At 73.4% G+C, this 25,192-nt stretch carries 22 protein-coding genes; 15 read left to right on the top strand and 7 right to left on the bottom strand.

Translation table 11 applies throughout. From position 1 onward, the window contains the following. The first annotated feature begins 13 nt into the window (after positions 1-13). Positions 14-694 (top strand): TetR/AcrR family transcriptional regulator; helix-turn-helix transcriptional regulator, encoded by a 681-nt coding sequence (locus KLP28_13250; GenBank protein QWC84525.1) that lies wholly within the window; start codon positions 14-16, stop codon positions 692-694. Here the strand turns inward: KLP28_13250 and KLP28_13245 are convergent. From KLP28_13245 to KLP28_13230, 4 genes are all read right to left on the bottom strand, one after another. Further along, positions 652-1,410 (bottom strand): glycosyltransferase family 2 protein, encoded by a 759-nt coding sequence (locus tag KLP28_13245; protein QWC84524.1) that lies wholly within the window; start codon positions 1,408-1,410, stop codon positions 652-654. The genes KLP28_13250 and KLP28_13245 overlap by 43 nt on opposite strands. Then, complete coding sequence (locus tag KLP28_13240) at positions 1,398-2,816, bottom strand: PIG-L family deacetylase (protein QWC84523.1); 1,419 nt, start codon at positions 2,814-2,816, stop codon at positions 1,398-1,400. Before KLP28_13240 ends, KLP28_13245 begins: the two co-directional genes overlap by 13 nt. Then, entirely contained in the window at positions 2,813-3,895 is a 1,083-nt protein-coding gene (locus KLP28_13235; GenBank protein QWC84522.1) for an acyl-CoA dehydrogenase, read from the bottom strand. The genes KLP28_13240 and KLP28_13235 overlap by 4 nt, the downstream gene beginning before the upstream one ends. A gap of 153 nt (positions 3,896-4,048) precedes the next feature. Next, the gene (locus tag KLP28_13230; protein QWC84521.1) at positions 4,049-6,034 is read right to left on the bottom strand and encodes a 5'-nucleotidase C-terminal domain-containing protein; all 1,986 of its coding nucleotides are present in this window, start codon (positions 6,032-6,034) and stop codon (positions 4,049-4,051) included. A gap of 385 nt (positions 6,035-6,419) precedes the next feature. Here KLP28_13230 and KLP28_13225 point away from each other — a divergent pair, with 385 nt between their 5' ends. The 6 genes from KLP28_13225 (at position 6,420) to KLP28_13200 (ending at position 14,314) form a co-directional block, all read left to right on the top strand. Then, complete coding sequence (locus tag KLP28_13225; GenBank protein QWC84520.1) at positions 6,420-7,013, top strand: hypothetical protein; 594 nt, start codon at positions 6,420-6,422, stop codon at positions 7,011-7,013. Then, positions 7,010-9,784 carry a hypothetical protein gene (locus KLP28_13220; GenBank protein QWC84519.1) on the top strand — a complete coding sequence of 925 codons (2,775 nt, stop codon included), beginning with the start codon at positions 7,010-7,012 and terminating at the stop codon, positions 9,782-9,784. The genes KLP28_13225 and KLP28_13220 overlap by 4 nt, the downstream gene beginning before the upstream one ends. A 119-nt stretch (positions 9,785-9,903) precedes the next feature. After that, positions 9,904-10,575: a TetR/AcrR family transcriptional regulator gene (locus KLP28_13215; protein ID QWC84518.1), complete on the top strand. Its 672-nt coding sequence runs from the start codon at positions 9,904-9,906 to the stop codon at positions 10,573-10,575. After that, positions 10,572-11,897, top strand: coding sequence for an SEC-C domain-containing protein (locus KLP28_13210; GenBank protein QWC84517.1), 1,326 nt, complete (start codon positions 10,572-10,574; stop codon positions 11,895-11,897). Before KLP28_13215 ends, KLP28_13210 begins: the two co-directional genes overlap by 4 nt. 132 nt (positions 11,898-12,029) lie before the next feature. Continuing rightward, entirely contained in the window at positions 12,030-13,607 is a 1,578-nt protein-coding gene (locus KLP28_13205) for a hypothetical protein (GenBank protein ID QWC84516.1), read from the top strand. A 50-nt stretch (positions 13,608-13,657) separates the two neighbouring features. Continuing rightward, positions 13,658-14,314, top strand: coding sequence for a response regulator transcription factor (locus KLP28_13200; protein ID QWC84515.1), 657 nt, complete (start codon positions 13,658-13,660; stop codon positions 14,312-14,314). A 37-nt stretch (positions 14,315-14,351) separates the two neighbouring features. Here KLP28_13200 and KLP28_13195 read toward each other — a convergent pair whose 3' ends face one another. Continuing rightward, positions 14,352-14,741: a hypothetical protein gene (locus tag KLP28_13195; GenBank protein ID QWC84514.1), complete on the bottom strand. Its 390-nt coding sequence runs from the start codon at positions 14,739-14,741 to the stop codon at positions 14,352-14,354. Between the two features lie 51 nt (positions 14,742-14,792). On the opposite strand from KLP28_13195, the gene KLP28_13190 reads away from it, so the two are divergent. The 6 genes from KLP28_13190 to KLP28_13165 all read left to right on the top strand — a co-directional run bounded on the left by KLP28_13190 (position 14,793) and on the right by KLP28_13165 (position 19,320). Next, positions 14,793-15,449 carry a response regulator transcription factor gene (locus KLP28_13190; protein QWC84513.1) on the top strand — a complete coding sequence of 219 codons (657 nt, stop codon included), beginning with the start codon at positions 14,793-14,795 and terminating at the stop codon, positions 15,447-15,449. 128 nt (positions 15,450-15,577) lie between these two features. Further along, a complete protein-coding gene (locus KLP28_13185; protein ID QWC86980.1) occupies positions 15,578-16,645 on the top strand; it encodes a glycosyltransferase in 1,068 nt (355 codons plus the stop codon). 7 nt (positions 16,646-16,652) lie between these two features. Then, positions 16,653-17,720, top strand: a complete 1,068-nt coding sequence (locus KLP28_13180) for a hypothetical protein (GenBank protein QWC84512.1) — start codon at positions 16,653-16,655, stop codon at positions 17,718-17,720. Continuing rightward, complete coding sequence (locus KLP28_13175; protein ID QWC84511.1) at positions 17,717-18,577, top strand: glycosyltransferase; 861 nt, start codon at positions 17,717-17,719, stop codon at positions 18,575-18,577. The genes KLP28_13180 and KLP28_13175 overlap by 4 nt, the downstream gene beginning before the upstream one ends. A 68-nt stretch (positions 18,578-18,645) precedes the next feature. After that, on the top strand, positions 18,646-19,083 hold the full coding sequence (locus tag KLP28_13170) for an SRPBCC family protein (protein ID QWC84510.1): 438 nt from the start codon (positions 18,646-18,648) through the stop codon (positions 19,081-19,083). Between the two features lie 66 nt (positions 19,084-19,149). Further along, positions 19,150-19,320, top strand: coding sequence for a CsbD family protein (locus KLP28_13165; protein QWC84509.1), 171 nt, complete (start codon positions 19,150-19,152; stop codon positions 19,318-19,320). A 91-nt stretch (positions 19,321-19,411) separates the two neighbouring features. Here the strand turns inward: KLP28_13165 and KLP28_13160 are convergent, their stop codons facing one another. Then, entirely contained in the window at positions 19,412-20,560 is a 1,149-nt protein-coding gene (locus KLP28_13160) for a hypothetical protein (GenBank protein ID QWC84508.1), read from the bottom strand. Positions 20,561-20,698: 138 nt separating this feature from the next. Between KLP28_13160 and KLP28_13155 the strand changes: the two genes are divergently transcribed. After that, on the top strand, positions 20,699-22,081 hold the full coding sequence (locus tag KLP28_13155) for a DUF222 domain-containing protein (GenBank protein ID QWC84507.1): 1,383 nt from the start codon (positions 20,699-20,701) through the stop codon (positions 22,079-22,081). Positions 22,082-22,154: 73 nt separating this feature from the next. Further along, on the top strand, positions 22,155-23,687 hold the full coding sequence (locus tag KLP28_13150; protein QWC84506.1) for a CocE/NonD family hydrolase: 1,533 nt from the start codon (positions 22,155-22,157) through the stop codon (positions 23,685-23,687). A gap of 5 nt (positions 23,688-23,692) precedes the next feature. On the opposite strand, the gene KLP28_13145 is transcribed toward KLP28_13150, so the two are convergent. Then, positions 23,693-25,150 (bottom strand): protein kinase, encoded by a 1,458-nt coding sequence (locus KLP28_13145; GenBank protein QWC84505.1) that lies wholly within the window; start codon positions 25,148-25,150, stop codon positions 23,693-23,695. Positions 25,151-25,192 lie beyond the last annotated feature (42 nt).

Raw genomic sequence — 25,192 nt, 5'->3', positions numbered from 1 at the left:
CTACCGTGGTGACGTGACCAGCTCCGCCCCGGAACCCTCGCTCCGCGAGCGCCGCCGCGTCGAGCTTCGCGCGCATGTCGCGGCGCGCGCGCTGCGCCTCTTCGCCGACGAGGGCTTCGACGCGGTCACCGCGGAGCGGCTCACGACCGAGAGCGGCATCTCGCGGCGCACGTTCTTCTCCCACTTCGCCAGCAAGGAGGACGTCGTCGCCCACGGCGCCAACGACGACCTGCGCGACCTCGCCGCGGGTCTCGAGGCTCACCGGGACGCCGGGTTCGTCGCCGCGTTGCGGGCCAGCGCGTCCCACTGGGTCGCCAGCGTCGGCGAGCACGCCGAGCGACGCAGGCTCCGCGTACGCATCGAGTCCAGCCACCCGCGGGTCCGTGCGGCCGTGCGCGAGGCACGCCTGGACGAACTGCACCGTGTCGCCCTCCCCCACGTGGCCGCCGACCTCGACCTCCCGCGGGAGCACCCGCTGGTGGGCATCGCCACCGGCGGCTTCGCCGGGCTCGGACTGGCTCTCGACGACGTGATGCTCTCCCCCGACGTCGACGTCGACGTCGCCGGGGCGGTGGAGCAGGCGATCACCACGGTGGCCGGGATGCTCGACGGAGCGCGTGCCGCTGCGCACCTCGGCTCAGCCGGGCACGCTCACGGGCTCGCCGCGAGGCCCCCCTCGAGCTCTGCGACGTAGCCGGCGAAACCCGCCGGCGCCCGACCGCTGCGCCGTGAGGAGGTGCGGACAGGGGCACGGTGCGTGGTCGCGACGACCACGTCTCGCAGCGCGCGCAGGCGCGTCACCAGGGCGACGTCCTCGTCGTGGGTCAGGGGTGCGAACCCGCCGACGCGGTCGTACGCACCCAGCCGGACGCCGAGGTTCGCCCCGTGCACCCGCTCGTGAGGACCGCCCACCGGGTGCCGCCGGTGCCACTCCGCGAGGCCGGCCCGGTCGAGGCCGGCGGCGTCGGGCTCGACGGTGCCGAGCAGCAGGTCCGCACCCGCGTCGGCGAGCGCGACATGGGTGGTGAGCCAGTCCGCCGGCACCGCGCTGTCGGCGTCGGTGCACGCGACCCACGTCCGTCCCGGTTCCTCACCGCCGGCCCGGCGCAGCCACTCGACCCCGGCGGCCCGTGCGCGCCCGACGCTGCGGTGCGTCACCCGCACCGTCGCGACGTCGGGGGCGGTCGCTGCGACGGCGGCCGAGTCGTCGGTGCAGGCGTCGAGCACCAGCACGAGGCGTACGTCGAGCTGCGGTCGCACTGCCAGCAACCGGGCGCGGGCCGCGCAGACCGACGCCAGGCAGCCGCCCACCAGCTCGGCCTCGTCGTTGCAGGGCACGACGACCCACACGGTGTCGACGCGGACGGTGTCGACGGCCGGTATGCGACCGGAGGGACTCAGGAGTCCCACCAGCCCGAGTCGGCGAGCACGAGCACCTCGACGTCGGTGTCCCGGTACTCCGCGACCGTCGGCGGCAGCTGCGGGTGCCCGGTGAAGGCGGCGTGCACGTCGGCGGCGTCCATCGGCCAGCCGTCGATCGGGTGGCGCCAGTGGGCGAGCAGGATCGTGAGACCCCCGGCGTCCCGCTGACGCTCCCGCTCGGCGACGAGCCGCTCGACGACGAGCCGCTCGACGAGCGAGCGCAGCTGCTGCGGGCTGAGGAAGTAGCCGACCTCGGAGATCACGACCAGGTCCACCGGGTCGGTCGGCCAGGTCGCCGGCGCGGATCCGAGCAGCGCCTCGACCGAGGCGGTCGCGCCGGACCCGAGCAGACGTCGCTCGGCCGCCGCGAGGGCGTGCGGCGAGGCGTCGATGACGCTGAGGGCGTCGCACCGGTGCGCCAGGGCCGCCGACAGCGCCCCGGTGGAGCAGCCGACCTCCACGCCGTGGCGGTACCGACGGCGCGGCAGCATCGAGAGCAGCAGACCGCGCTTGCGGATCTCGTACCAGCTCGTGTCCACCCCCCACGGCTCCTCGTGCAGACGGTGCAGGTCGTCCAGAGCGGAGTCGGGCGCGGCATCGCCGGCGGCGGTGAGCCGGAAGGCCTCCTCGTCGGCCAGCGCGTGCTCGAGCACGTGGCGCCCGAGCATCACCTCGTCCCCCGGAGCGGAGGACAGCGCCTCGACCTGGGTGCGGTGGCAGTGCACCGCGCGGGACTTGCGGGCGAGCTCCTGCTCGCTCAGCGTCATCCGCACGAAGCCGGTCGGGAACCCGGCCTGGGGGTCGGCCCACTGCCACCACCAGATCGGGAACTCCAGCAGGTCCGCCCCCGTACGCCGTGCCGCCCGCGCCGCGGCCAGGGCCGCCGCCTCGTGGTCGGGGTGCCCATCCGCGGCGAACGGGGCGACGACCACACACCGGCCGAGCAGCGCAGCGTCGCCCGGGTCCGCGCAGGCGCCGGCCGTCACGGTCTCGACGATCCTCGCCGTGATCTCGTCGACCCGGTCCTCGAGTCCGCCGTCGGGGAGCTCGAGCACCCGCAGTCGGGCGGCGTCGGCGCCCAGGGCGTCCCACGCAGCGCGGCTCTCGGTCGTACGCCGCGCCGCCAGGTCCTCGCTCGTCACCGTCGGCGAGTGCGGATGCGACCCCTCACCGCGAGTGAGGACGACGCCGTCGACCGGGGTGCCGGCGCCGACGAGGCGGGCGACCAGGCCACCGGCGCCCAGCGTCTCGTCGTCGGGGTGCGCCGCGACGACCACGGCGCGGTGCCAGCCGCTCGTCTCGAGCTCGTCGAGCTCACGCCACGCGTCCTGCGTACGCCAGGCGAAGCACCCCGAGCCCGGACGGTCGTGGGTGAAGGAGCCGACCGCCCTCACCCGTGCGCCCCCGCCAGGTGCAGCGCGCCGAGCGCGGCCAGGTCGCGCTCCGCGTGGTGCTGGCGCAGGAAGACGGTCAGGTCGGCGACGCGCCGCGCGTGCTCGGGGTCGCGCACCAGCGGCCCGGGACCCAGGCCGTGCCCGACGCGGGTCATCACCTCCTCGCACGCGGCAGCGACCGAGGAGCGCACCTCGTACGCCACCGCGGCGGCCTCGTCGCCGTCCTGGTCCAGCGCGCGCTCCAGCGCCTCGGCCGCCCAGATCAGCTGGCTGCGGGCGTTGCCGATCGCCACCCGACAGGCGCCGATGTGGAGGTGGGCGACCTGGTCGGGCGTACGCAGCGCGGCCGCGCGGACGAGCGCGTCGGCGATGGCGACGGCCGCCCCGAACCAGACCGCGGCGACACCGACGCCGCCGGCGGCGAAGCCGGGCCGCCGGACGTACCAGTCCGCGCCGCCGACCGGCGTCGCCGCCACGTCCTCGAGGGACAGGTCGGGGGTGTCGATGAGCTCGAGGCCGCGCGGCACCCAGACCGCGTCCTCGGGGTGTACGCCGGGTGCGTCCAGCTCGATCGCGAGCAACCGGTCGGCGCCGTCGTCGTCGCGAGCGGTGACCAGGGCGGCCTGCAGGCGCCCGGCCAGCGACGCCCAGCTCTTCGTGCCCGTCAGCACCGACCCGTCCGGGCCGTCGACCACCTCCAGGCGACCGGGGCCTCCCGCGGCGTACACGCCCCAGCGGCGCTCCGGCGGGCCTGCCGACATCTCGGCCTCGGCCAGGATGGCCCGGGCGTCGAGGTGGGGCTCCACGGCACGGGCGACGGTCAGGTCGCCCGCCCCGATGGCCGCCAGCACGCTCCAGCGCCGCAACCGGGAGGCCGGGCCGCGGAGCCCGGTGTCGACGTCCCCCGCGACCTGGTCCAGCGACGACAGGGCCGTGCCGACCGGGTCCTCGCCACCGCGGCACGACCGCGCCCAGACGGCCAGGGCGGGCACCGGGAGGTCATCGTCGTCACGGGCCAGGCGGAGCAGGTCGATCGCGGGCGGGGTCAGCGGGCTCGGGTAGGTGTCGTGATCAGGCATCGTTCCCGACGCTAGAGAGCCCCGGCGCCGCAGGTCAGGCCCGCACGGGTGGCACGGGTGGGCCTGAGGGGCCTGGCTGGCCAAGGCGGGACGCGTACGGGGCCGCCCGCAGCAGCGGACGGCCCCGTACGGGTCAGCTTCGACTCAGGTGACTCACTGGGCGGTGATGCGGCCCTCCCCGCCGGCCGGGTAGTCCTCGGCCGTGACGACGCCGCCCAGACCCTCGGCGACGTAGTCGGCGAGCGCCTGCTGGTAGGTGACGCCGACCGTGGTGAAGTCCAGTCCACGGAAGGGGTACTGGTCGCCACCGCGCGCGGAGAAGTCGTTCGTCGCGACCGCGATCGGGGCGCCCTCGACGACCTGGCCGTTCTCGACGAGCACGGTCCCGTCGTCCAGCGTGACGGTCTGCACCCGGGTGCCCGGCGTGAGCACGTCGCCCGCGTCGTTGACCTCCTGAGCCTGGCCGGAGAGGTCGTAGACGAACGAGAAGCCGGCCACCTGCGCGAACTGCCCGTCGGGGCTGATGCCCGTCTCACCCGCGGGGGCCGAGACAGCGTTCTCCAGGATCTCCTTGAACTGCGAACGGCTGACGCCCGGCACCACGGAGACGAAGTTGGTGAACGGCGCGACGTCGAACGCGTCGAGCGCGGTGAAGTCACCGGGCTCGAGCACGGCGCCGTTGCGGATGCCGCCTGCGTTCTGCAGGGCGACGTCGGGCTCGACGACGCCGAACTCCGCGGCGTTCTGCCGGCCCGCGTAGAGCAGGGCGTCGGCTAGCAGGTTCCCCAGGTTCGTCTCCATGCTGCGGACTGCGTTGCGGGTGCCGTCCAGCGGCTCCTCGGCGTCCGCGAGCACCGTCTCGGCCAGCTGGTCGACGTACGCCTGGACCGGCTCGACGACCGCGCGCTGCACGAAGGGGTTCGGGGCGACAGCGTCCGGCGCGACGCCGGAGACGCGCACGGGGCCGCTGCGCTCGCCGACCTTCACGAGCTCGCCCTTGCGGTTGAACTTCACGATCAGCCGCCCGACGTACTTGTAGTCACCGGCCGTGGTCACGATCGGCACCTCGGTGTCGGTCGCGTCGGTGGCGTACTGCGGGTAGGACAGCGGCTCGCCGTCGAGACCGACCGAGATCTCGTCACCGGGGACGAGCAGGTCGCCCTCGTTCGCCAGCAGCTCGTCGCCACCGCCGGCGATGGCGATGTCGACGCCCTGGAGCCGCGAGACCAGGTCCTGGTCCTCGAGGATGCTCTGCAGGTGGCTGATGAGGATCACCTTGTTGACGCCCTTGGCGCTCAGCGCGTCCACCTGGTTCTGCACGATCGCGGCGACGGCCTGACGCACCACGACGTCACGAGGGCTGGAGACCGAACGCAGCGCCGGGGTGGTGGCGCCGACGATGCCGATGCGCTCGCCGCGCTTCTTGACCACGGTGCGCCTGACGATGGTGCCGTCGGCCTTGAGCGCGGCCAGACTGGCCTCCTCGCTCACGTCGAGGTTCGCCGAGACGAACGGCGGACGGTCCTCGGCGTCGGCACCGAATCCGGTGATGAAGTCGGCCAGCACGTCGGGACCGAAGTCGAACTCGTGGTTGCCGATCGCCATCGCGTCGTAGCCGACCGCGTCGAGACCGATCGAGTCGTAGAACGGGACGCCCTTCTCCAGGCTCGCGGTGAACTCCGGACCGGCGAGGAAGTTGTCGCCGGAGGAGAGCATCACGGCTGCACGCTTCAGGCCGCCCTGTCGGGCGCTGCGGCCCGTACGCGCCTCCTTCTTCAGCTGCGCGGAGAGCGTCTTGAACCGCGCGATGCCGCCGAAGTCCTCGGCGCCGGGGGCACCGAGCAGCTGGGACTCACCGTCGTTGTTGTGCAGGATCGTCAGGCGCAGCGCCTGGCCCTGGCGCTTGTTCTCGCCCTTCTTCTTGCCCTTCGACTTGTCCTTCTTCGCGCGGCGCTCGAGTGCCGTCGCTGCGGCCGCCGCGGTCGTGGTGCCGGCTGTCGGCACGGGCGACGTCGGGGCGGGCGCGGCGGTGCCGGCGGCGGGCACCGCGAGCACTCCGGCGGTCAGGGCGGTGACGGCGGCGGCGGCGAGGCCGGACCGGTGGCGACGCGGTGCGCGCGTCGTGGTGCGAGAGGGCACAGGGGCTCCTAGAGATCAGTCTCGGACGGCATGTGTCGCGACGCCGACCAGGTGGACCGACGCCGAGGTGACCCTAAGCGGACGAATCGGTCGCCGCCATGGTGGATCGCACCGCGCGCGTCGTCGTCACACGGATTTCTCACTCCGTTCACACGCGCACCCCGCGGCGCGGCCCGGGACTTTCGGCCCGGTGGATCACAGGGCCGTTCGGCACTACTTCTGAGGTGTGACGCCCGACACGCTGACGTTTACTTGCAGGTCACAGGTTTCTGGCCGTAACTTACTCTCAGTAACCCGCTCGTATCCGACAAATCAGGCACTCGCCAGTCGGCCACCTCGGCCCGCGTTCCCCAGGGCCCCTTGCACCCACCGAAGGAACCCACCCATGCGCAGCCACGCCCTCGCCGGCGGCGCGCTCGCGGTCGCCGTCGCCCTGACGGTCGCCCTGAGCAGCGTCCTCGAGCTCGACCTCCTGCCACTGGCTCTCGCCGGCGTCGCCGTCGGCGGCGCCGTCGCCCTCATCCCGGCCGGCAACCCCGGCCTGCGCGCCGTCGGCTTCATCGTCGGCACGGTGCTCGGCCTGATCGGCTACGTCGTGCGGGCTGCTGTGCTGCCCGACATCACCGCCGGCCGGGCGGTCGCCTTCGGGCTGATCGTGGTCCTGGTGACGCTGGCCGCCGTCGCGACGCGCGGCCGCATGCCGCTGTGGTCGACGCTGCTGGGCGCCGGCACCTTCTCGGCCGTGTACGAGGCCGCGTACGTCGCGAACCCGCCGCAGGTGCTCACCACCTCCTTCAGCACCCTCTTCGCGCTGCTGCCCGCCTTCGCGATCGGCTACCTCGTCGCGGTGCTGACCGAGCCGACCCGCTCGCTCGCCCCGACCGCGGACGGCCCGCAGGGCCACGTGCCCGCGCAGTCCACCGACTCCCCCACCGCGACCGGCACCACCGGCACGACCTCCCTGGAGAAGACCCGATGAGCACCTCTCTCACCGCCACCCCGCGTCACCGCGCGGACCGGTCGCGCCACGCCCGTCGTACGCGTCTGGCCACCACCGCCGTGGCACCCCTGCTCGCGCTGAGCGTCAGCGCACCCTTCGCCGGCGCGGCGTTCGCCGCCGACGGTGAGAACACCGGCACCGTCGACGTGGTCAACACCGAGACCGTGCAGGTCGTCGCCGACGCCACCGGCGCGGTCCAGTCCAAGAGCCTCTACGAGCAGCTCTCGTTGACCGGCAACGGCCAGGTCGCGCTGCTCAACCCGGTCGTCACCGAGGGCCTGCGCAACCTCGACGGCTTCGGCGGCGTCTCGGTCGAGGACGGCCAGCAGGTCGTCCGCGCCGACGTCGAGGGCAAGGAGAACCTCCGCACCGTCTCCGACTACGAGGGCGACCTGCCCCTGGACATCTCGGTGACCTACATCCTCGACGGCCAGGAGGTCTCCCCCGGCGACCTCGTCGGCGCCACCGGTGAGCTGTCGGTGACCTACACGGTCAAGAACGTCACCGCGAAGCCGCAGGAGCTCACCTTCGCCGACGGCGAGGGCGGCACCATCACCAAGACCGTCGACGTGCCCGTGCCGATGGTCGGCTCGCTGACCACCACGCTGCCGTCGAGCTTCACCGACGTGCGCTCCGAGGCCGCGAACCTCGCCGGCGACGGCCGTGGCGGCACGCGGGTCTCCTTCACCATGACCCTGCTGCCCCCCATCGGGTCCGACACCGCGACCGTCGGCTACACCGCGACGCTGACCGACGGCGAGCTGCCGAAGGCCGAGCTGACCGCCCTGCCGGTCGACCCGCTGTCGGTGCCGACCTTCAAGTCCGCGGCGACCTCCTACGAGGGTGGCGCCGAGACCGGTGCCGAGCTCGCCGAGGGCGCCTCGACCATCGACTCGAACCTGCTCAAGCTGCGCGACGGTGCCGCCGACCTGCTCGCGGGTCTGGTGCAGCTGCGCGACGGCGCGGCCGAGCTCTCCGAGGGTCTGACCGGCAGTGCCGCCCCGGGGTCGATCCAGCTGGCCGAGGGTGCCGAGGAGCTGCGTGAGGGCCTGCAGGGCCGCGCCGCCCCGGGTGCCGCGCAGGTCGCAGACGGCGCCTCGGAGCTCGCCGACGGTCTCGGTGGTGCCGTGACCGGCACCGGCCTGCTGGTCGACGGCTCGCTCGAGCTCACCGAGGGTCTGCGTACGCGCGCCCTCCCCGGCTCGCGCCAGCTCGCCGACGGTGCCCGTGACCTCGACTCCGGTCTGCGTCAGCTCGACGCCGGCGCCGGCGAGCTCGCCGGTGGCGCGACCCGCCTCAAGGCCGGCTCCGGTGCCGCCCTGACCGGGTCGCAGAAGCTCACGGCCGGTCTCACGCAGCTGCGTGCGGGCCTCGGTCAGCTCTCCGGCGTCGAGGGTCTCGGCGCCGCGGCCGCGGGCATCGAGCAGCTGCAGGGTGGCGTGGACGCCCTGCTCGCCGGCTTCGGCTCCGCGTCCGAGCCGACCACCCTGCTCGGCGGTCTCGCCCAGCTCGAGGGCGGCCTGGCGCAGCTGAACACCGGGGCGGGTCAGCTCGTCGGTGGGCTCCAGCAGCTCAACGGCGGCCTGCCCACGGCGAAGGGTGGTGTCGACGACGTGAAGGCCGGCCTCGATGCGGCCGCTGGGAGCACGGCTCAGCTCATCACGACGCTGGACTCGCTCAAGACGAACCCTGGGTGCGCAAGTGACGCAGTCTGTGTAGGCACTGTCACGCAGCTCGCCACCAACGCACGTCAGTCCGCGAGCAAGCTCGGCGAGGCATCGGCCGGCCTCGGCGCTGTCTCCTCCGGCCTCGGAACGGCGATCGGCGCCCTCAGCACCCAGCTCATCCCGGGCGCTCAGGCCCTCCAGGGCGGCATCGGTCAGGCCCAGGCCGGCGCCACCCGCGTCACCGCGGGTGCCCAGCAGCTGAAGGCCGGCACGCAGCAGGTCGACGGCGGTCTCACGCAGCTCTCCACCGGTCTCGCCTCCGCGGTCGAGGGCGTGCTCGCCCTGCAGGCCGGCGCGGCCAGCGCCGAGACCGGCGCGGGCGACCTCACCGCGGGCATCTCGCAGCTCGACGCCGGTGCGGGCGACCTCGCCGCGGGCGCCGGTCGTCTGGCGGCCGGCACGGGTGACGCGACCGCGGGCTCCGCGCGGCTCGCGGCCGGCGCCTCCGACCTCAGCAGCGGCATCGACGACGCCGCCGGCGGGTCGGCGCAGCTCGCCGACGGCATCGGTCAGCTCTCCGACGGCATCGGTGACGCGGCCGACGGTTCGGCCCGCCTGTCCGACGGCGCGAGCGAGCTCTCCCAGGGCATCGGCGACGCCGCCGACGGCTCTGGTCAGCTGGCCGACGGCGCCGGCGAGCTCGCGGACGGCCTCGGCGACGCGGCGACCGGCTCGGTGCGGCTCTCCGACGGCCTCGGTGAGGCCGCCGAGGGTGCCCCGCAGCTGGTGGACGGCGCGCAGCGGCTCTCCGACGAGGGCACCTCGCAGCTGATCGAGGCGGGCAAGGACACGGCTCAGAACTTCGGTGAGCTGTACGCCGTGCTCGAGGCCGGCTCCGAGCGCGCCAACGGCGAGAAGATGGTCGTGGGCGCTCCGTCCGACTCGGTCGGTCTGGCCGCGTACTCCTTCACCCTCGAGGGCGAGGACGGCGCGACCGGTCGCAACATCCGCAACGGTGCAGCCGGCCTGGCGCTGCTCGGTGCCGCAGGCAGCGTCCTGTGGCTCCGCCGCCGTGGCATCTGACACCTGATCGACACGTCACTCCAGAAGGAACGAGGACGGCGGCTGTGGGAGCATCGAACCCCGCGGCCGCCGTCCGCGTCCCACGCGCTCGCCGTCCCGTCTACGTGCCGAAGGAAGCCGTGAGCACCAGCTCCGAGTCCCCCGCCGCCACCGACAACGGCACCGCGCGGCCGCGTCGCAAGCGCGTACGCCTCACCCACGACCAGCGGGCGGCCCAGCTGCTCGAGATCGCCGGCACCCTGTTCACCTCCCACGGCTACGAGAACGTCTCGATCGAGGACATCGCCCGTGCCGCCGGCGTCACCCGGCCGGTGATCTACCAGCACTACGGGTCCAAGGACGGCATCTACCTGGCCTGCGTCGAGCAGGTCAGCGCGGAGTTCATGGACCAGCTCACCGTTGCCCGCGAGGAGGCGGGCGGTGACCTCGTCGCCTTCATCGAGCTCGGCACCTCCGTGCTCTTCGACCTGCTGGTGGAGCATCCGGGCGCCTGGGCGCTGCTCTTCGGCGCGACGCTGACCGAGGGCGGTCCCCTGGCAGAGAAGATGAGCGAGCTGCGCTTCGGTGCGGTCGACCGCATGGGCGAGCTGGCCGCGGAGTTCGTGCCCGGCGCCGACCGCGATGCCCTAGACGCCTTCGCGAACGCCGTCTCCGGCATCGCGGACTCCTTCGGGCGCTGGTGGCTGCGTCGGCCGGACCTGCCGCGCGAGGCGGTCGAGCACTACTTCCGCGTCTTCGTGAAGGGCGCGATGAGCTCCGCGGCTCACGCGATGGCCGACCGGCCGGCATGAGCGAGCAACCCGTCGAGGAGTGGCTCGCGGAGCAGCTCGACGCCCTGGCCGATGCCTTCGATCTCGACGACGACCAGGCCATGGCCGCCGTCATGGTGGCGAGCCTGGCGCACGAGGTCGGCGACGTCGTCCTCGAGCGCCTCGACGCCGAGGGGTCGGATCTCGCGAGCGGCGGCGAGGAGCTGCAGGCGTACGCCACGGAGGTGCTCTCCTCCCCCGCCGGCGGCGACGAGGACCCGGGCGAGGGACTGGACGCGGAGACGCTGCTGCAGATTCTCCCCCACCTCCGCGATCCGGACGTCGCCGAGGCGACGCTGAGCCAGACCCTGAACACGCTCGACCCCGAGGGCGGGCACGAGGCCGTACGCGCCGCCGCCCTCGGACTCGGGACCCTCGCGGAGTTTCTGGTGCCACAGGCGCCGGTCGAGGCACGCCCGGCCCTGCACTGGCTCTGGGCGCGCGCTGCCGAGGCGCTGGCCGACACCGAGGAGGCCGAGCGCCTCCACGAGGCCGCCCTCGATTCCGACCCCGACTGGTCGCCGGCGCTCTATGACCTCGCCCGCGTCGCGAACGACCGCGGCGACGCCGTCCGGGCCCTGTCGCTGCTGCGCCGCAGCCGGGCCCGCGAGGACGACGTGCTGGTCGAGACCCTGCAGCGGTTCGTCCCCCGGGACCGCACCGACATCGGCCGCAACGACCCCTGCTGGTGCGGGTCGGGCCGCAAGTACAAGGCCTGCCACCGAGGTCGCGAGACCCTCACCCTGGCCGAGCGCCTGCCCTGGCTGGTCGCGAAGGCCGACCTGCACCTGACCTACGGCGGTGCGGGCGTGCTCCTGCACGCGGTGGCGGCCTGGTGGACCGACGGGCAGCGCGAGCCCGAGGCGCAGCTCGACGCCCTCGCGGACCCGCTGCTGCGCGACGCGGTGCTCTTCGAGGGCGCCGGTCTCCAGGTCTACCTGCACGAGCGCGGCGCGCTGCTCCCCGACGACGAGAGCGAGCTCGCGGCACGGCTCGTCGCGGCCCCGCGGCAGGTCCTCGACGTCGAGGTCCCCGGGTCGAGCACGGTGCGCGTACGCCCCGTCGCCGGCACCCCCGGTGAACCGACCGAGTCGGTCGAGGTCGACTCCCGCAGCCTGGCGGGCGTACGCAAGGGCGACGTCGTCGCCGCCCGGCTCGTCGAGATCGACGAGCGTTGGCACGCCTTCGGCACCGTCGAGCTCATCGACCCGGCCGCGGCGCTGGGCCTCGCCGAAGGACTGGCCGCTGGGCCCGACGCGTACGAGACCGTGCAGCTGGTCTTCGACGCGATGCCGGCGCAATGAGGATGCCGACAGGCGTTTCCGAATCGACACGTGGCGGTTGTTGACGTCTTAAACCTCTGCTCTCGATACTGCGAGTACGAGCATCACGTCCGTGGGCTCGTCCTCTCGCGCCCTGTCCTGAACCGAGGTCTCGTGTCCCACCGCCACCGCTCCACCCGTCGTCACGTACGCCGCGCCGCCGGCTCGCTCTCCCTGGCGCTCGCCGCCTCGCTCGTCTCCGTCGGCACCGCCTCGACGGCGGCCGCCCATCCGGGCCACCGGGTCCACGAGGCCACGCTCGCCGCCGTCGAGCCCTCCGCCCAGGACGGCTCGCTGCTGGTGCTCGACTCGCTCGAGCGCGTCACGACGAGCACCAACAAGCGCGGGTACGTGCGCTGGCTCGACACCGGCTTCTCGCTCACCGCCCCGGGCAGCGGGGTCGCCCTGTGGTCGGCGCGCGCGTCGTACGAGGACCCGATCATCACCCACCTGCGCACCGACGACGGCGCCACGCAGCTGCCCCCGGGCGTCCTGAAGCGCTTCGGCGCCCTGCCGGGCTTCCTCAGCGTGACGGTCACCGAGGTCGGCAAGCGCCGTCCGGTGCTGGAGACGGTGCGCTCGATGTGCCTGTCCTCCGGCTGGGGCAGCACGCGCATCCGTCCCGACGCGGCCCCGACCTCGGACTACCCCGAGGGCTGCGGCGGCGGGCCGTACTCCCTCGGCTCGGTGATGGGCATCGAGGGCGGCTGGTCCACCCGCATGGAGCCGCCGCTGCGACGCCTCAAGGCGGACGCGGGGCGCTATGACATGACCATCAGCGTGAACCCGCGCTGGCGCGAGATCATGGGTCTCTCCCCCGAGGACGCGACGACCACGACCCGGCTGCGGATCCGTGAGCCCCGCCGCGGTCGCACCGTCCGCAGCAGCTGGATGAGGTACGCCCGGCAGGCGCAGGCCGACCAGACGCTCGCCGACCAGTCGGCCCCCGGCGACGAGCCGGTGCGGCCGGTCTCGACGCCGCCCGCCGGCACGCCCGTGCCCGACCTGCGGTCGCTCCCCGCGTGGCAGATCCAGCTCAACCGCGAGGGCACCGTGCTGCGCTTCGGCGCCACGGTCTGGAACGCCGGCGAGAGCCCTCTGGTCATCGACGGCTTCCGCGACTCCGACAACCGCAAGCGGATGACGACGTACCAGTACTTCTTCGACGGCGAGGAGCAGGTCGGCTACCAGCAGGTCGGTGAGATGCGCTGGCACGCGGCCAACCACAACCACTGGCACCTCGACGACTTCGCCAAGTACGTCCTGCTCGACGCCGACGGTGAGCAGGTCGTGAAGTCCGCCAAGCGTTCGTTCTGCCTGGCCAACACCGACATGGTCGACTACACGGTGCCGGGGGCGAACTGGAACCCGTACAACACCGATCTCTCCACCGCCTGCGGCGACCTGTCCGCCCTCTCGGTGCGCGAGGTGCTCGACTCCGGCTCCGGCGACACCTACCACCAGTACCGCGCCGGCCAGGCCTTCCGCATCAGCGACCTGCCGGACGGCGTGTACTACGTCGCCACCATCGCCAACCCGCTGGGCAACCTCGTGGAGTCCGACACGACCAACAACGAGTCGCGACGCAAGATCCAGCTGGTCACCACCCCGCGCGGTCGCAAGGTGATCGTCGAGCAGATCGGTGACATCGACGAGAACGTCCGCACCCGCGGCAGCTACTACTTCGGCTGACGACTCGGCGGGCGGGTGGCGTTCTGCACGCCCCCGTCCGCCGCATCACTATGCTCTTGACCGTGCCGTCCCCCATCCGCGTCGCCGTGGTCAACGACTACGAGATCGTCGTGCGCGGCATCGCCGCCATGCTGGAGTCCTTCTCCGACCGGGTCGTCGTCGTCGAGCTCGACAGCAACCTGCCGGTGATCTCCGAGGTCGACGTCGTCCTCTACGACACCTTCGGCCAGCCCCAGGGCGCCCAGCTCGACCCCAGCACGGTGCTGGCCGGGGCGGGCGAGGCCAAGCTGGTCGTCTACTCCTGGAACGTCTCGGCTGACCTGATCGACACCTCCTTCACGACCGGCGCCCACGGCTACGTGCCGAAGTCGGTCTCCGGGCAGGAGCTCGTCGCCCTCATCGAGCGCGTCCAGGCCGGCGAGCACGTACGCCCCGAGCCCGACCGCTCCGAGATCGTCGGGGACGTCGGCGCCTGGCCCGGTCAGGACATCGGGCTGACCCCGCGCGAGTCCGAGGTGCTGGCCCTGATCTGCCAGGGCTTCAGCAACGACGACATCTGCGGGCGTACGCACCTGAGCCTGAACACGCTGAAGGGCTACATCCGCAACCTCTACCGCAAGATCGGCGTCGCCGATCGCGCCAACGCCATCCTCTGGGGCGTCGACCACGGTTTCCGGCCCGACCAGGTCAGGCACGTCAAGCCCTGACGCGGGCCCTGACGCGAGCCCTGACGCGAGCCCTGGTTCACGGTGCGAGCCGTTCCCAGTGGCGTACGAAGCCCTCGACGTCGCGGATCCCGAGCGTCGCCCCCGGGTGCTTGATCACCCGCGTCGGGTCGATGCCCGCCACGGGGTCGCGGAAGGTCAGGCACACCGCCCGGTCGCCGTTGGGAGTGAAGCTCACCCCGCGGTCGCTGAAGGACAGGTGGGGCGGGCCGGCGGTCTTCAGGAACGCGAAGTCGCCGGTCAGGGTGGCACCGGTGATGTTGGCCAGCGGCGTACGCAGCCTCCACGGCCCGTAGCGCACCCGCAGCCCCTCCCCGTCGAGCACCACGCCACTGGTCATCGGGGTGATGCCGAAGGGCAGGCCGGCGGCGAGGTAGACGGGTGAGAAGCGGAAGTCGTACGACGTCATCTGCACGCACTACCCCACCCCGCGGGCTGCACCCCTGCTCGTGGCGTCACTATGCTGCGGCGCGTGTCCGCCATCCGCGTCGCCATCGTCAACGACTACGAGCTCGTCGTGCAGGGTCTCGCCGCCATGCTCGGCCGGTTCGGTGACCGCATCGACGTCGTCGAGGTCGACAGCCGCATGCGCGTCGTCTCCGACGTCGACATCGCGTTGTACGACACCTTCGGCCAGCCCCAGGGCGCCGAGCTGAACATCTCCGACGTCGTCACCCCGGGCTCGGCCACGAAGGTCGTCGTCTACTCCTGGAACCACGACCCCGACCTGGTCGAGGCCAGTTTCGAGGCCGGGGCCGCGGGCTACGTGGAGAAGTCGGTGAGCGGCGCGGACCTGGTCGACCGGCTCGAGCGTGTGCACGCCGGCGAGCAGGTGCGCCCCCAGGTCGACCAGCACGACACCGTCGACGGTGACGTGGGCGACTGGCCGGGGCAGCAGCACGGGCTGACCCCGCGCGAGAGCGAGGTGCTCGCGCTGATCTGCCAGGGGTTCAGCAACGACCACATCTGCAGCCGCACGTACATCACGCTGAACACCCTCAAGGGCTACATCCGCAACCTCTACCGCAAGATCGGCGTCGACGACCGGCCCAACGCCATCCTGTGGGGCGTCGACCACGGCTTCCGGCCCGACCGCGTGCGTCGCATCGACACCTGAGGCAGTCCCCTGCGGCCCGCCCGCCCCCACGGGTGTGACTGACCGAGGGCGCTCTCGGAAACCTGGCGGTGGTGAGGAGCTCTCCCTGGACCACCGACGTCGACCATCCGACGGGCGGCCCCGACCGACTGCGGGTGTTGCTGCTCGCGGCCTCGACGAACCCGGTCCGTGAACCGTTCACCGGCGGTCTGGAGTCGCACACCCATCTCCTCGCGCGTCTGCTCGCCGCGCGTGGCCACGAGGTGACGCTGCTGGCCCCCGCCGGAGCCGACCCGGGTCTGGACGTCACCGTGGTCGCAGCGCCACGCTTCGTCCCGAGCCCGGCCGCCGCCGAGGACGTCAACGCGCCGTCCGCACAGTGGATGGCCGACCACCACACCTACCTCGGGGCGATGCTCGACCTCGCCCGCGGCGCGCAACGCGACTTCGACGTCGTGCACGACAACAGCCTCCACCACCTGCCGGTCGCGATGGCTCCCACCGTGGACGTGCCGGTGCTGACCACGCTGCACACGCCGCCGCTGCCGTGGCTGGAGTCGGCGGTCGCACTGGCCGGGCCGGGGGCACGGTTCTCCGCGGTCAGCGGCACCTGTCGTACGGCCTGGCGCCACTGCGTCGACGCGGCCGTCGTCCGCAACGGGGTCGACACCGCGCGGTGGACACCGGGACCGGGCGGCGAGGACCTCGTGTGGACCGGGCGCCTCACCGCCGAGAAGGCGCCCCACGAGGCGATCCTCGCCGCGCGCGCCGCCGGTCGCCGGATCCGGCTCGCGGGACCGGTCACCGACGCGGCGTACGTCGAGGCGTGCGTGCGTCCCCTCCTGGGCCCGGACGCGGAGTACCTCGGTCACCTGCGTCACCCCGAGCTCGTACGCCTCGTCGGGGAGTCCGCCGTCGCGCTCGTGACGCCCCGGTGGGACGAGCCGTACGGTCTGGTCGCAGCCGAGGCGATGGCCTGCGGGACCCCGGTCGCGGCGTACGACAGGGGCGCCCTGAGCGAGGTCGTGACCCGGTACGGCGGCGTGGTCTGTCCTCCCGGAGACATCGGTGCCCTGGCCGCGGCGACGGCGCGCGCCGCCATGCTGCCCCGGGACCTGGTGCGGTCCGCGGCCGTACGCAGCTGCTCGGCGGAGCGGATGGTCGACGAGTACGAGGGCCTCTACCTCGACGTCGTCGGGCGCGAGCGCGCCGCGTGAGCGCCTCGTGAGCGCCGGTGGGGCGGCGGAGATCGGCTGGTACGTGCACCACCAGGGCGCCGGACACCTGCACCGTGCGACGACGCTGGCCCAGGGGCTCGTCGACGTCCTCGGCGTGAGCGTGACGGGGCTGTCCTCGGCGCCGGCGCCGAGCGGGTGGCCCGGCCGGTGGCTGCATCTCCCCCACGACGCGCCGGCCGAGACGGCCGACACGGCCGACACGGCCGAGCGCGACGACGTCACGGCGAGCGGCAGGCTGCACTGGGTGCCGCGCCATCACCGGGGACTCGCGGCGCGTGGGGCGATGATCACGCGGTACCTGCACGAGTCGGCGCCCCGGCTGATGGTCGTCGACGTCTCCGTCGAGGTCACCCTGCTGTCCCGGCTTCACGGGGTGCCGGTGGTCTCGGTGGTCGTCCCCGGCGAGCGTGACGACGCCGCGCACGTGCTCGGCCACGACGTGAGCGAGGCCCTCGTCGGGTTCTGGCCCGAGGCCGCGACCCCGTCGCTGATGCGCGCTCCGAGCTCCACCGCGAGGCGCCTGCGGGCCCTCGGCGCGGTGAGCCGTCACGACGCCGACGTCGCGGCGCCCGGGGCCGATCGCGGCGTACGCACCGCGTCACCGCGTCGCAGCGTGGTGCTGCTCGCCGGGCGCGGGGGCGACGACTGGCCCCCGCCGACCGTCGACCGGGCTCGCGAGCTCACCCCGGACTGGTCGTGGACCGTGCTCGGCCCTCCGGAGATCGGTGGACGGTGGCACGCCGACCCGCGGGCCGTCGTCCGGTCGGCCGACGTGGTGGTGACGCACGCCGGTCAGAACGCGCTCGCCGAGGTGGCCGCCCTGCGTCGACCCTGCGTGGTGGTGCCGGCGGCTCGACCGCACGACGAGCAGCGGGCCACCGCCCGCGCCCTGGCAGACCTCGGGCTGCCCGCCGTGGTGGTCGACGACCCGGCGGGCGCCGACTGGTCGGGCGTGCTCCAGCAGGCCGCAGGCCTGGACGCCTCGGACTGGTCGCGGTGGAACGACGGACGGGCGACCGGGCGGTTCGTACGCCTGGTCGAGGCGGCGCTGTGAGCACGCCCGGCCGCCGATCGGTGGGCGCGGTGGTGCCCGTGCACGGTCGGCACCGCCATCTCGCGCGCTGCCTCGAGGGACTGCTGCACGGCGACCGCGCCCCCGACCGCGTCGTGGTCGTGGCGGTCGACGACGACCTGGTCCGGCTCTCCGCGGCGCTGCGGCGGCACCTCGCCGACCCGCGGGTCACGGTGGTCCACCAGCGCCTCGGGGCACCGCTGGCGATCGCCGCGGCCCGCAACGCCGGCGCGGCGCAGGCTCTGGCCACGGGCGCCGACGTGCTCGTCATGCTCGACGTCGACGTCGTCGCGGGCCCCGGCCTGGTGCAGGCGTACGCCGCCGCCTGCCGCGAGCACCCCGACACCGTGTGGTCGGGACCCGTGACCTACCTCGAGCAGCAGCACGACCGGGTGCCGGTCGCCGACCTGCCCGACCACGACGCACCGCACCCGGCGCGGCCCACGACGAGCCCCGGCGTACGCGAACCGCTCGAGGACCCCGACCTGTTCTGGTCGCTGTCCTTCGCACTCTCCGCGTCGGCCTGGCGCGCCACGGGCGGGTTCTGCGAGACCTACCGCGGCTACGGCGCCGAGGACACCGACTTCGCCCGGCTGGTGCTGTCCGCCGGGTTGCGCCTCGGGTGGGACGGGTCGGCCCGCGGCTACCACCAGTGGCACCCGACGTCCGACCCGCCGGTGCAGCACCTGGAGGCGATGCTGCGCAACGGCGCCGTGTACGCCGACCGCTGGGGGCGGTGGCCCATGCGGGGGTGGCTCGACGCGCTGGCCGACCAGGGTCTCGTGGTCCGTACGCCCGACGGCGGCTACGCCCACCCCTCCGGACCTGCGCGGCGCTAGGTGGCCTGCCTAGCGTCGAGGACACGGGCGCCCGGACCGGGCGTCACCCCCAGCCCTCAGGAGACGCCGTGCCGGACGTCGAACGCACCGTGACCACCACGACCCCGCTGACCCGCGTGTGGGAGTACCTCCACGACTTCAGCAACGCCACCGAGTGGGACCCGCCGACGGTCTCGTGCGAGCGCATCTCCGGCGACGGGGGTCTGGGCACCACGTACCGCAACGTCTCCGAGCTGCTCGGACAGCAGCAGGAGGTCACCTTCGAGGTGGTCGACTTCGTCGAGTACCAGCGCTTCCAGCTCGCCGGCGACGCCGGTGACTCGCTGCAGCTGCGCGACACCATCACCCTCGCCGAGAGCGCGGACGGCGGCACCGACGTGACCTACCACGCCGAGTTCATGCCGCAGGGTGCCGCGAAGCTGGCGACTCCCCTGATGCCACCGGGGCTGCAGGTGCTCGCCTCGCGCGTGGCGGACAGCCTGCAGAAGACCCTCGACGGGCTCTGAGCCTCACCTGGCACGACCGACCACAGATCGACCACAGACCGACCATCGATCGACACAGGAGAACGCATGGGACTGGACGACAAGGCGAGCAACAAGGCCGAGGAGGCCAAGGGCAAGGTCAAGGAGGGCGTCGGTGAAGCCACCGACGACCAGGAGATGAAGGACGAGGGCCGCGCCGACCAGGCCAAGTCCGACCTGAAGCAGGCCGGCGAGAAGGTCAAGGACGTCTTCAAGTAGGCCGCACTCCGTACGCGACAGCGGGCCCGCACCCTCGGGGGTGCGGGCCCGCTGTGTTGCCGGCGGTGTTGCTACGGGGTGGGCTGTGAGATCAGACCGGGTTCTGGTCCCGACCGGCCTCCGACACGGGCGGGTTCTCGGCCCAGCGCAGCAGCGCCGCGACACCGATGGGTCCGGCGAAGCCGCGGGGCACCACGCTCATGTCGGCGCCCGAGAGGCACGCGGCGGCCAGCAGCACACGACCGAGCGGGAGCTCGCCGGCCTCGACCGCGCCCATCGGCAGCGGCAGACCGGTGAACGCGGACGGGTCCACCGTCGCGTCCTCGAGCAGGCCGGGCTCGACCAGCACGGTCTCGACCTGTGCCTTGGTCAGTGCGGTGAGCACGTCGTCAGCACCCTCGCGTGAGCCCTCGTCGCGCCCGCGTGCCATGTCGAGGTCGTTGCCGAGGCCGCCGTCACGCTCGACCGCGGCCCGCTGCAGCACCTCGTGCACCTCGGACCACATGGCCTCCTCCGACGCGCCGTCGGCGCGGCTTCCGGACTCGAGCTGGCGTACGCGCTCCGCCGCGCCCGCGTCGACGTGCTCGACGGCGGCGACGAGCTCGGTGAGCATCTGGACCTCGCCGGCCAGGAGCAGGAGCGGGCGTCCACCGAGGGACCTGCTCTGGCTGACGACCTCCTCGGCGATCTCGCGGGCGTTGGCCTTCCAGTTCTCCTCGGCCAGTCGCTCGACGCGGTTCTCCGCCTCGCCGCCGACGCCGTCGACCTTGGAGATGTAGTACGTCTCCCCTCCCTCGACGGTCGTCGAGGACTCCGGGTCGCCGGCCGCTGCGCGGTAGGCGGAGACCTCCGCGCCGGTGCGGTCGGCGACCGCCAGCACGAAGGAGACCGCACGGTCCTCGACGGTCACCCAGGGCAGCAGGTGGGGCAGCGGACCGTGGTCGACGGTGCGGCCCGAGTCCTCGACACCCGCGTGCACGGTGTCGAGCACGACCTGACCGTCCGTGGCGACGAGCGTGCGGCGTACGGATCCCTGCAGCCCGGACTGCTCGGCGATGCGACGCCCGATCTCCTCGACCAACGTGTCGTCGACCCCGGCCTCGCGCAGGTCGGACTCGACGTCGCGGCGGCGGATGTCGATGCGGTGGTCGGCGTCCTCGACGTCGCGACTGACGTCGACATGGACGGTGGTGAAGGGGCCGGCGTGCTCGAAGACCGGTCGCAGGGCGCTGAGGTCCATCGGGACTCCTCGGGTCGGTGGGTGGTGACCCGCGCCTACCCGCGCGGACGCGGCTCCCACACATGTCATCGGGTACCGCTCGGAACGATCTCGGTGCGCCTCCCACGAAGTGTCGGTGGTCGAACGTATGTTCGACTCATGCGCATCGAGGGAAAGCCGGACGGCTGGACGGGGCCGACCACGGTCCCCGTGTCCGACCTGCCCGCGGTGCTGCCCTCGCTGCCCTCGCTGCTGTCGACGCACGAGGTCGAGGCCCTCGACGAGTCCGCGCTGCTCGAGCTGATCGGCTCCGCCGAGCGCGCGAAGTCCGCACTCGCCGCCCTGCAGGCACGGGCGAGCGCGACACTGCACAACAAGCGCTGCCGTCGCGAGGAAGCCGGCGGGGTCCCGCAGGCACAACGCGGCCGCGGCCTCGCCTCCGAGATCGCCCTCGCCCGCCGCGAGTCACCCCACAAAGGATCCCGGCTGCTCGGACTGGCCCGAGCGCTCGTCGAGGAGATGCCACACCCGCTCGCGGCGCTCCAGCGAGGTGACGTCACCGAGTGGCGCGCCACCGTCGTGGTCAAGGAGACCGCAGTGCTCACCGCAGCCCACCGTCGCACCGTCGACGGCGAGCTCGCAGACCGGCTCCCCGACCTCGGCGACCGCCGCGCCGGCGCCGCGGCCCGTGCCATCGGCTACCGGCTGGACCCCGGCTCGAGCCTGCGCCGGGTACGCGGAGCGCACGCCGACCGCTGCGTCACCGTGCGACCGGCACCGGACACCATGACCCACCTGACCGGCTTCCTCCCGGTGAAGGACGGCGTCGCCTGCCATACCGCGCTCACCCGGGCCGCCGACGCCGCTACGGCCGCCGGCGACGACCGCACCCGGAGCCAGCTCATGGCCGACCTGCTCGTCGAACGCGTCACCGGTGTCGCCCCCGCGACCGGCACCCCCGTCGCCCTGCACCTCGTCATGGACCAGCAGGCGCTGCTGGCCGCCCCCACCGACGCACCGCCCTCGGCCCACGAAGCCGCCGCCGAGACCGCGGCGCACCTCGACGGCTACGGACCCATCCCCGCCTGGCTCGCCCGCCGGATCGTCCGGGACTCCGACCGCGTCTGGCTCCGACGGCTGTTCACCGACCCCGTCACCGGACAGCTCGCCGCCACCGACTCCCGTGCCCGCGAGTTCCGCGGCGCGCTCCGCCGCCTCCTGGTGCTGCGCGACCAGACCTGCCGTACGCCGTGGTGCGACGCCCCCGTACGCCACCTCGACCACGCCACTGCCGTCAGCGACGGCGGGCAGACCACGTACGCCCACGGGCAAGGTCTGTGCGCCCGGTGCAACTACGCCAAGGAGCTCGACGGCTGGTCGCACCGGCCGGAGGCCACCGGCACCACCGTGCGCGGACCGACCGGTCACAGCTGGTTCAGCCCCACCCCGGTGCACCGACCACCCGGGCGAGCACCCGCGCCGGCTCCCTCACCCCGCCGCAGCCCTGCGGAGACACACCTCGCGGCACTCATCGCCGCCTGAACGGCCCTCCCCTGCCGCCCATACGTCTCGAAGGGCAGACGCGGGGGCACACCGCGTGATCTCATACCGGTCCATGAGGTCATCGAGGCTCGCTGCCGTGCTCACCACCGTCGCGCTCGTCGCCCCGGCGTCGGTCCTCACGGCCTCGCCCGCCGTCGCGGCGCCGGCCTCGCGCGACGGCTGCGTCTCGAGCCGCCCCGAGCCGGGATCGGACCAGCGCGTCCGCATCTGCTACACGCTCTTCAAGCCCGCGGGTGCGAGCCGGCGGGCCAAGGCGCCGGTCGTGCTGCACAGCCACGGGTGGGGCGGCAGCCGCACCACCGATGCCGCCGAGTTCGAGGACTACCTCGACGCCGGCATCGGGGTGCTCTCCTTCGACCAGCGCGGCTTCGGCGACAGCGGCGGCAAGGCCCACGTGATGAACCCCGCGTACGAGGGTCGTGACGTGCGACGGCTCGTCCGCTTCGTCGCCCAGCGGCCGTGGGTGCGCAAGGACGCACCGGGCGACCCGCGACTGGGCGCGATCGGCGGGTCCTACGGCGGCGGCTACCAGTTCCTGGCGGCCTTCGAGCACCTCCGCACCAAGGGCACCCCGGTCCTGGACGCCCTGGCGCCCGAGATCACCTGGTGGGACCTCAAGCAGAGCCTCGCGCCGAGCGAGCTGGTCCGCACCGAGTGGGTGGCCGCGCTCAGCGCCGCCGGCCTGCCGAGCGACGCGCTCCCTACCGGCGTGTACGTCTCCCTCCTCGAGGGGGCCGCCGCCGGCACCTGGCCGCAGGGCGCGGTGCCCGGGGGCGCCGATCTCGACCGCTTCTTCCTCCGCAACGGCCCCAAGTGGCAGGTCAGCCAGGGCCGCCGGCTCGACATCCCCGTGCTGTTCGGGCAGGGAGCCACCGACAACCTCTTCCCGCTGCGGCAGGGCCTGCAGAACTGGCAGAAGGCGCTGACCGACAGAGCGCGCAGGAAGAGCATCTTCGTCGGGTACAACGGTGGCCACACCCTGCCGTCGCTGTTCCCGCTCGGCGTGCAGGTCTCGGCGGACCCGTGCAGCCAGCGGCTGGGCAGCGAGGAGTTCGGCGACCTCGCGCTGCGGTTCATGGAGGAGAACCTGCAGGGCAAGGACCGCGGTCTGCGGGGCTTCGACCGGTTCCACCTCGCCACCAACGACGACCGCTGCGTGACGACCCGTTCCGTGCGTCCCGACGCACGGTTCGACGTCGCCGACTTCACGGTGCCGACAGTGGCCGGACCTCCGGTCTCGACCCGTATCGCGCGCGGACCGATCACCGTGGCGGGGCGCAGTCGCCTCGCCGCGGACGTGACGACACTGGCACGCGGCAACCGCGCCTTCCTGGCGCTCGCCGTAGGACGCACCCCGCTGGACGCCCGCATCGTGCAGAACAACTCGCTGCCGGTGCGGATCGACAGGGTCGTGAGCGACAAGCGCGTACGCGTCGAGCTGCCCTCGGTGGCGGTGAAGGTGCCGAAGGGGCAGTCCCTGTTCCTGCTCGCGTCGCCGCTGGCGGACATGTTCGCCGGGTTCGGCAGCCGGACGCCGTCAGTCATGCAGTTCAGCGACGTGCGGGTCGCGCTGGCGACGCGCTGACCGACTCAGCGCACCTGGTCGCCGGTGATGCGGTAGCTCTCACCCGAGCGACCCACCTCGATCTGCCGGGTCTCGGACTGCGACCCTCCCGCCGTGGCGTACGTCAGGTCCACCAGCACGCTGCCGCCGTCCGAGGGGCGGGTGCCGTCGACGCGTACGGCATCGATGGTCGACCAGAACCCACGGTAGGTGTCGTACCCGATCCTGGCCTGCTCCCCGGCGGACAGCTGGGCCCACGCCGCGTCGATGCGGTCCGGGAGGAGCGAGTAGTAGCCCTCGATGAAGTCCGCCCGGGTGCCCGAGGGCGCCTCGCTCGGAGCTCGCGACGGCGCCTCCGAGGTCGGTGCGCTCGACGACGGTTCCTCCGTGGTCGGTGCGCTCGACGACGGCGCGGCTGAGGTCGGAGCGCTCGACGACGGCGCGGTCGCGGCCGGACCCTCGGCAGCGGTCGGGGTGTCGTCCCGGGTCATGAGCCACCCGCCCGCGACGACGAGAGCAGCGAGGGCGAGCAGGGCGACCAGAGCGCCCACAGCGAGACCTCCGGGGCGGCGTCTGCCGCTGCCCTCGTCGGGGATGACCGGTCCCACCGACCGGGGAGGCGCTACCGGCATCGCCACCGTGGCTTCTCCGGCGTCCCGCGCGACACCCGCGACACCCGCGTCGCCCTCGTGGACCCGGCGCAGCTCGTCCGCGGCCTGCCGCATGGTCCACCGGTCCTCGGGGCGAGACTCCATCATCCTCGCGATCGGGCGTGCCAGGTCACCTGCGCGCCGCGGCGGGCGCGGTGCCTGCGAGGCGATGGTGGTGAGCATCGCGATGGCGTTCGCCTGCTCGGCGTACGGCGCCTCGCCCTCGGCGGCGGCGTACAGGGAGGCGCCGAGCGCCCACACGTCGGAGGCGGGCGAGGGGTCCTCGCCGCGCGCCAGCTCCGGTGAGAAGTACGCCGGGGTGCCCGTGACGAGGCCGGTGCGCGTCAGGTGCTCCTGCCCCAGGGTGCGGGCGATGCCGAAGTCGGCGATCTTGGCGACGCCGTCGTCCCGCAGCAGGATGTTGCCCGGCTTCACGTCACGGTGCACGGTGCCGCGTGCGTGGGCTGCCGCCAGCCCGTCGGCGACCTGGGCCCCGATCCGCGCGAGCTGGTCGGTCGGCAGCCGCTCACCGGACCTGATCAGGTCCGCCAGGGTGCGGCCGCGGACGTACTCCATGACCAACCAGACCTGGTCGTCCTCCTCGACGGCGTCGAAGACCGAGACCACGTTCGGGTGGTTCAGGGCCGCGGAGTGCCGCGCCTCGCGCAGGGCACGGGCCACCTGCGTGGTCGACTCGCCCGGCATGCCTCCGAGCTGCTTGACCGCGACGTCGCGGCCGAGCCTCTCGTCGCGGCAGAGCCAGACGCTGCCCATCCCGCCGCGTCCGATCTCACGCTCCAGGCGGTAGCGGCCTGCGATGACCTGCGTCGGCATCCTGCTCCTCTCTCGAGCTCCTGTCGTCGACACCCCCGCGGG

Source organism: Nocardioidaceae bacterium, from assembly GCA_018672315.1.
Classification (GTDB): Bacteria; Actinomycetota; Actinomycetes; order Propionibacteriales; family Nocardioidaceae; genus TYQ2.
Note: the sequence above shows the minus strand (reverse complement) of the source record. Positions and strands in the feature narration are given on the sequence as shown.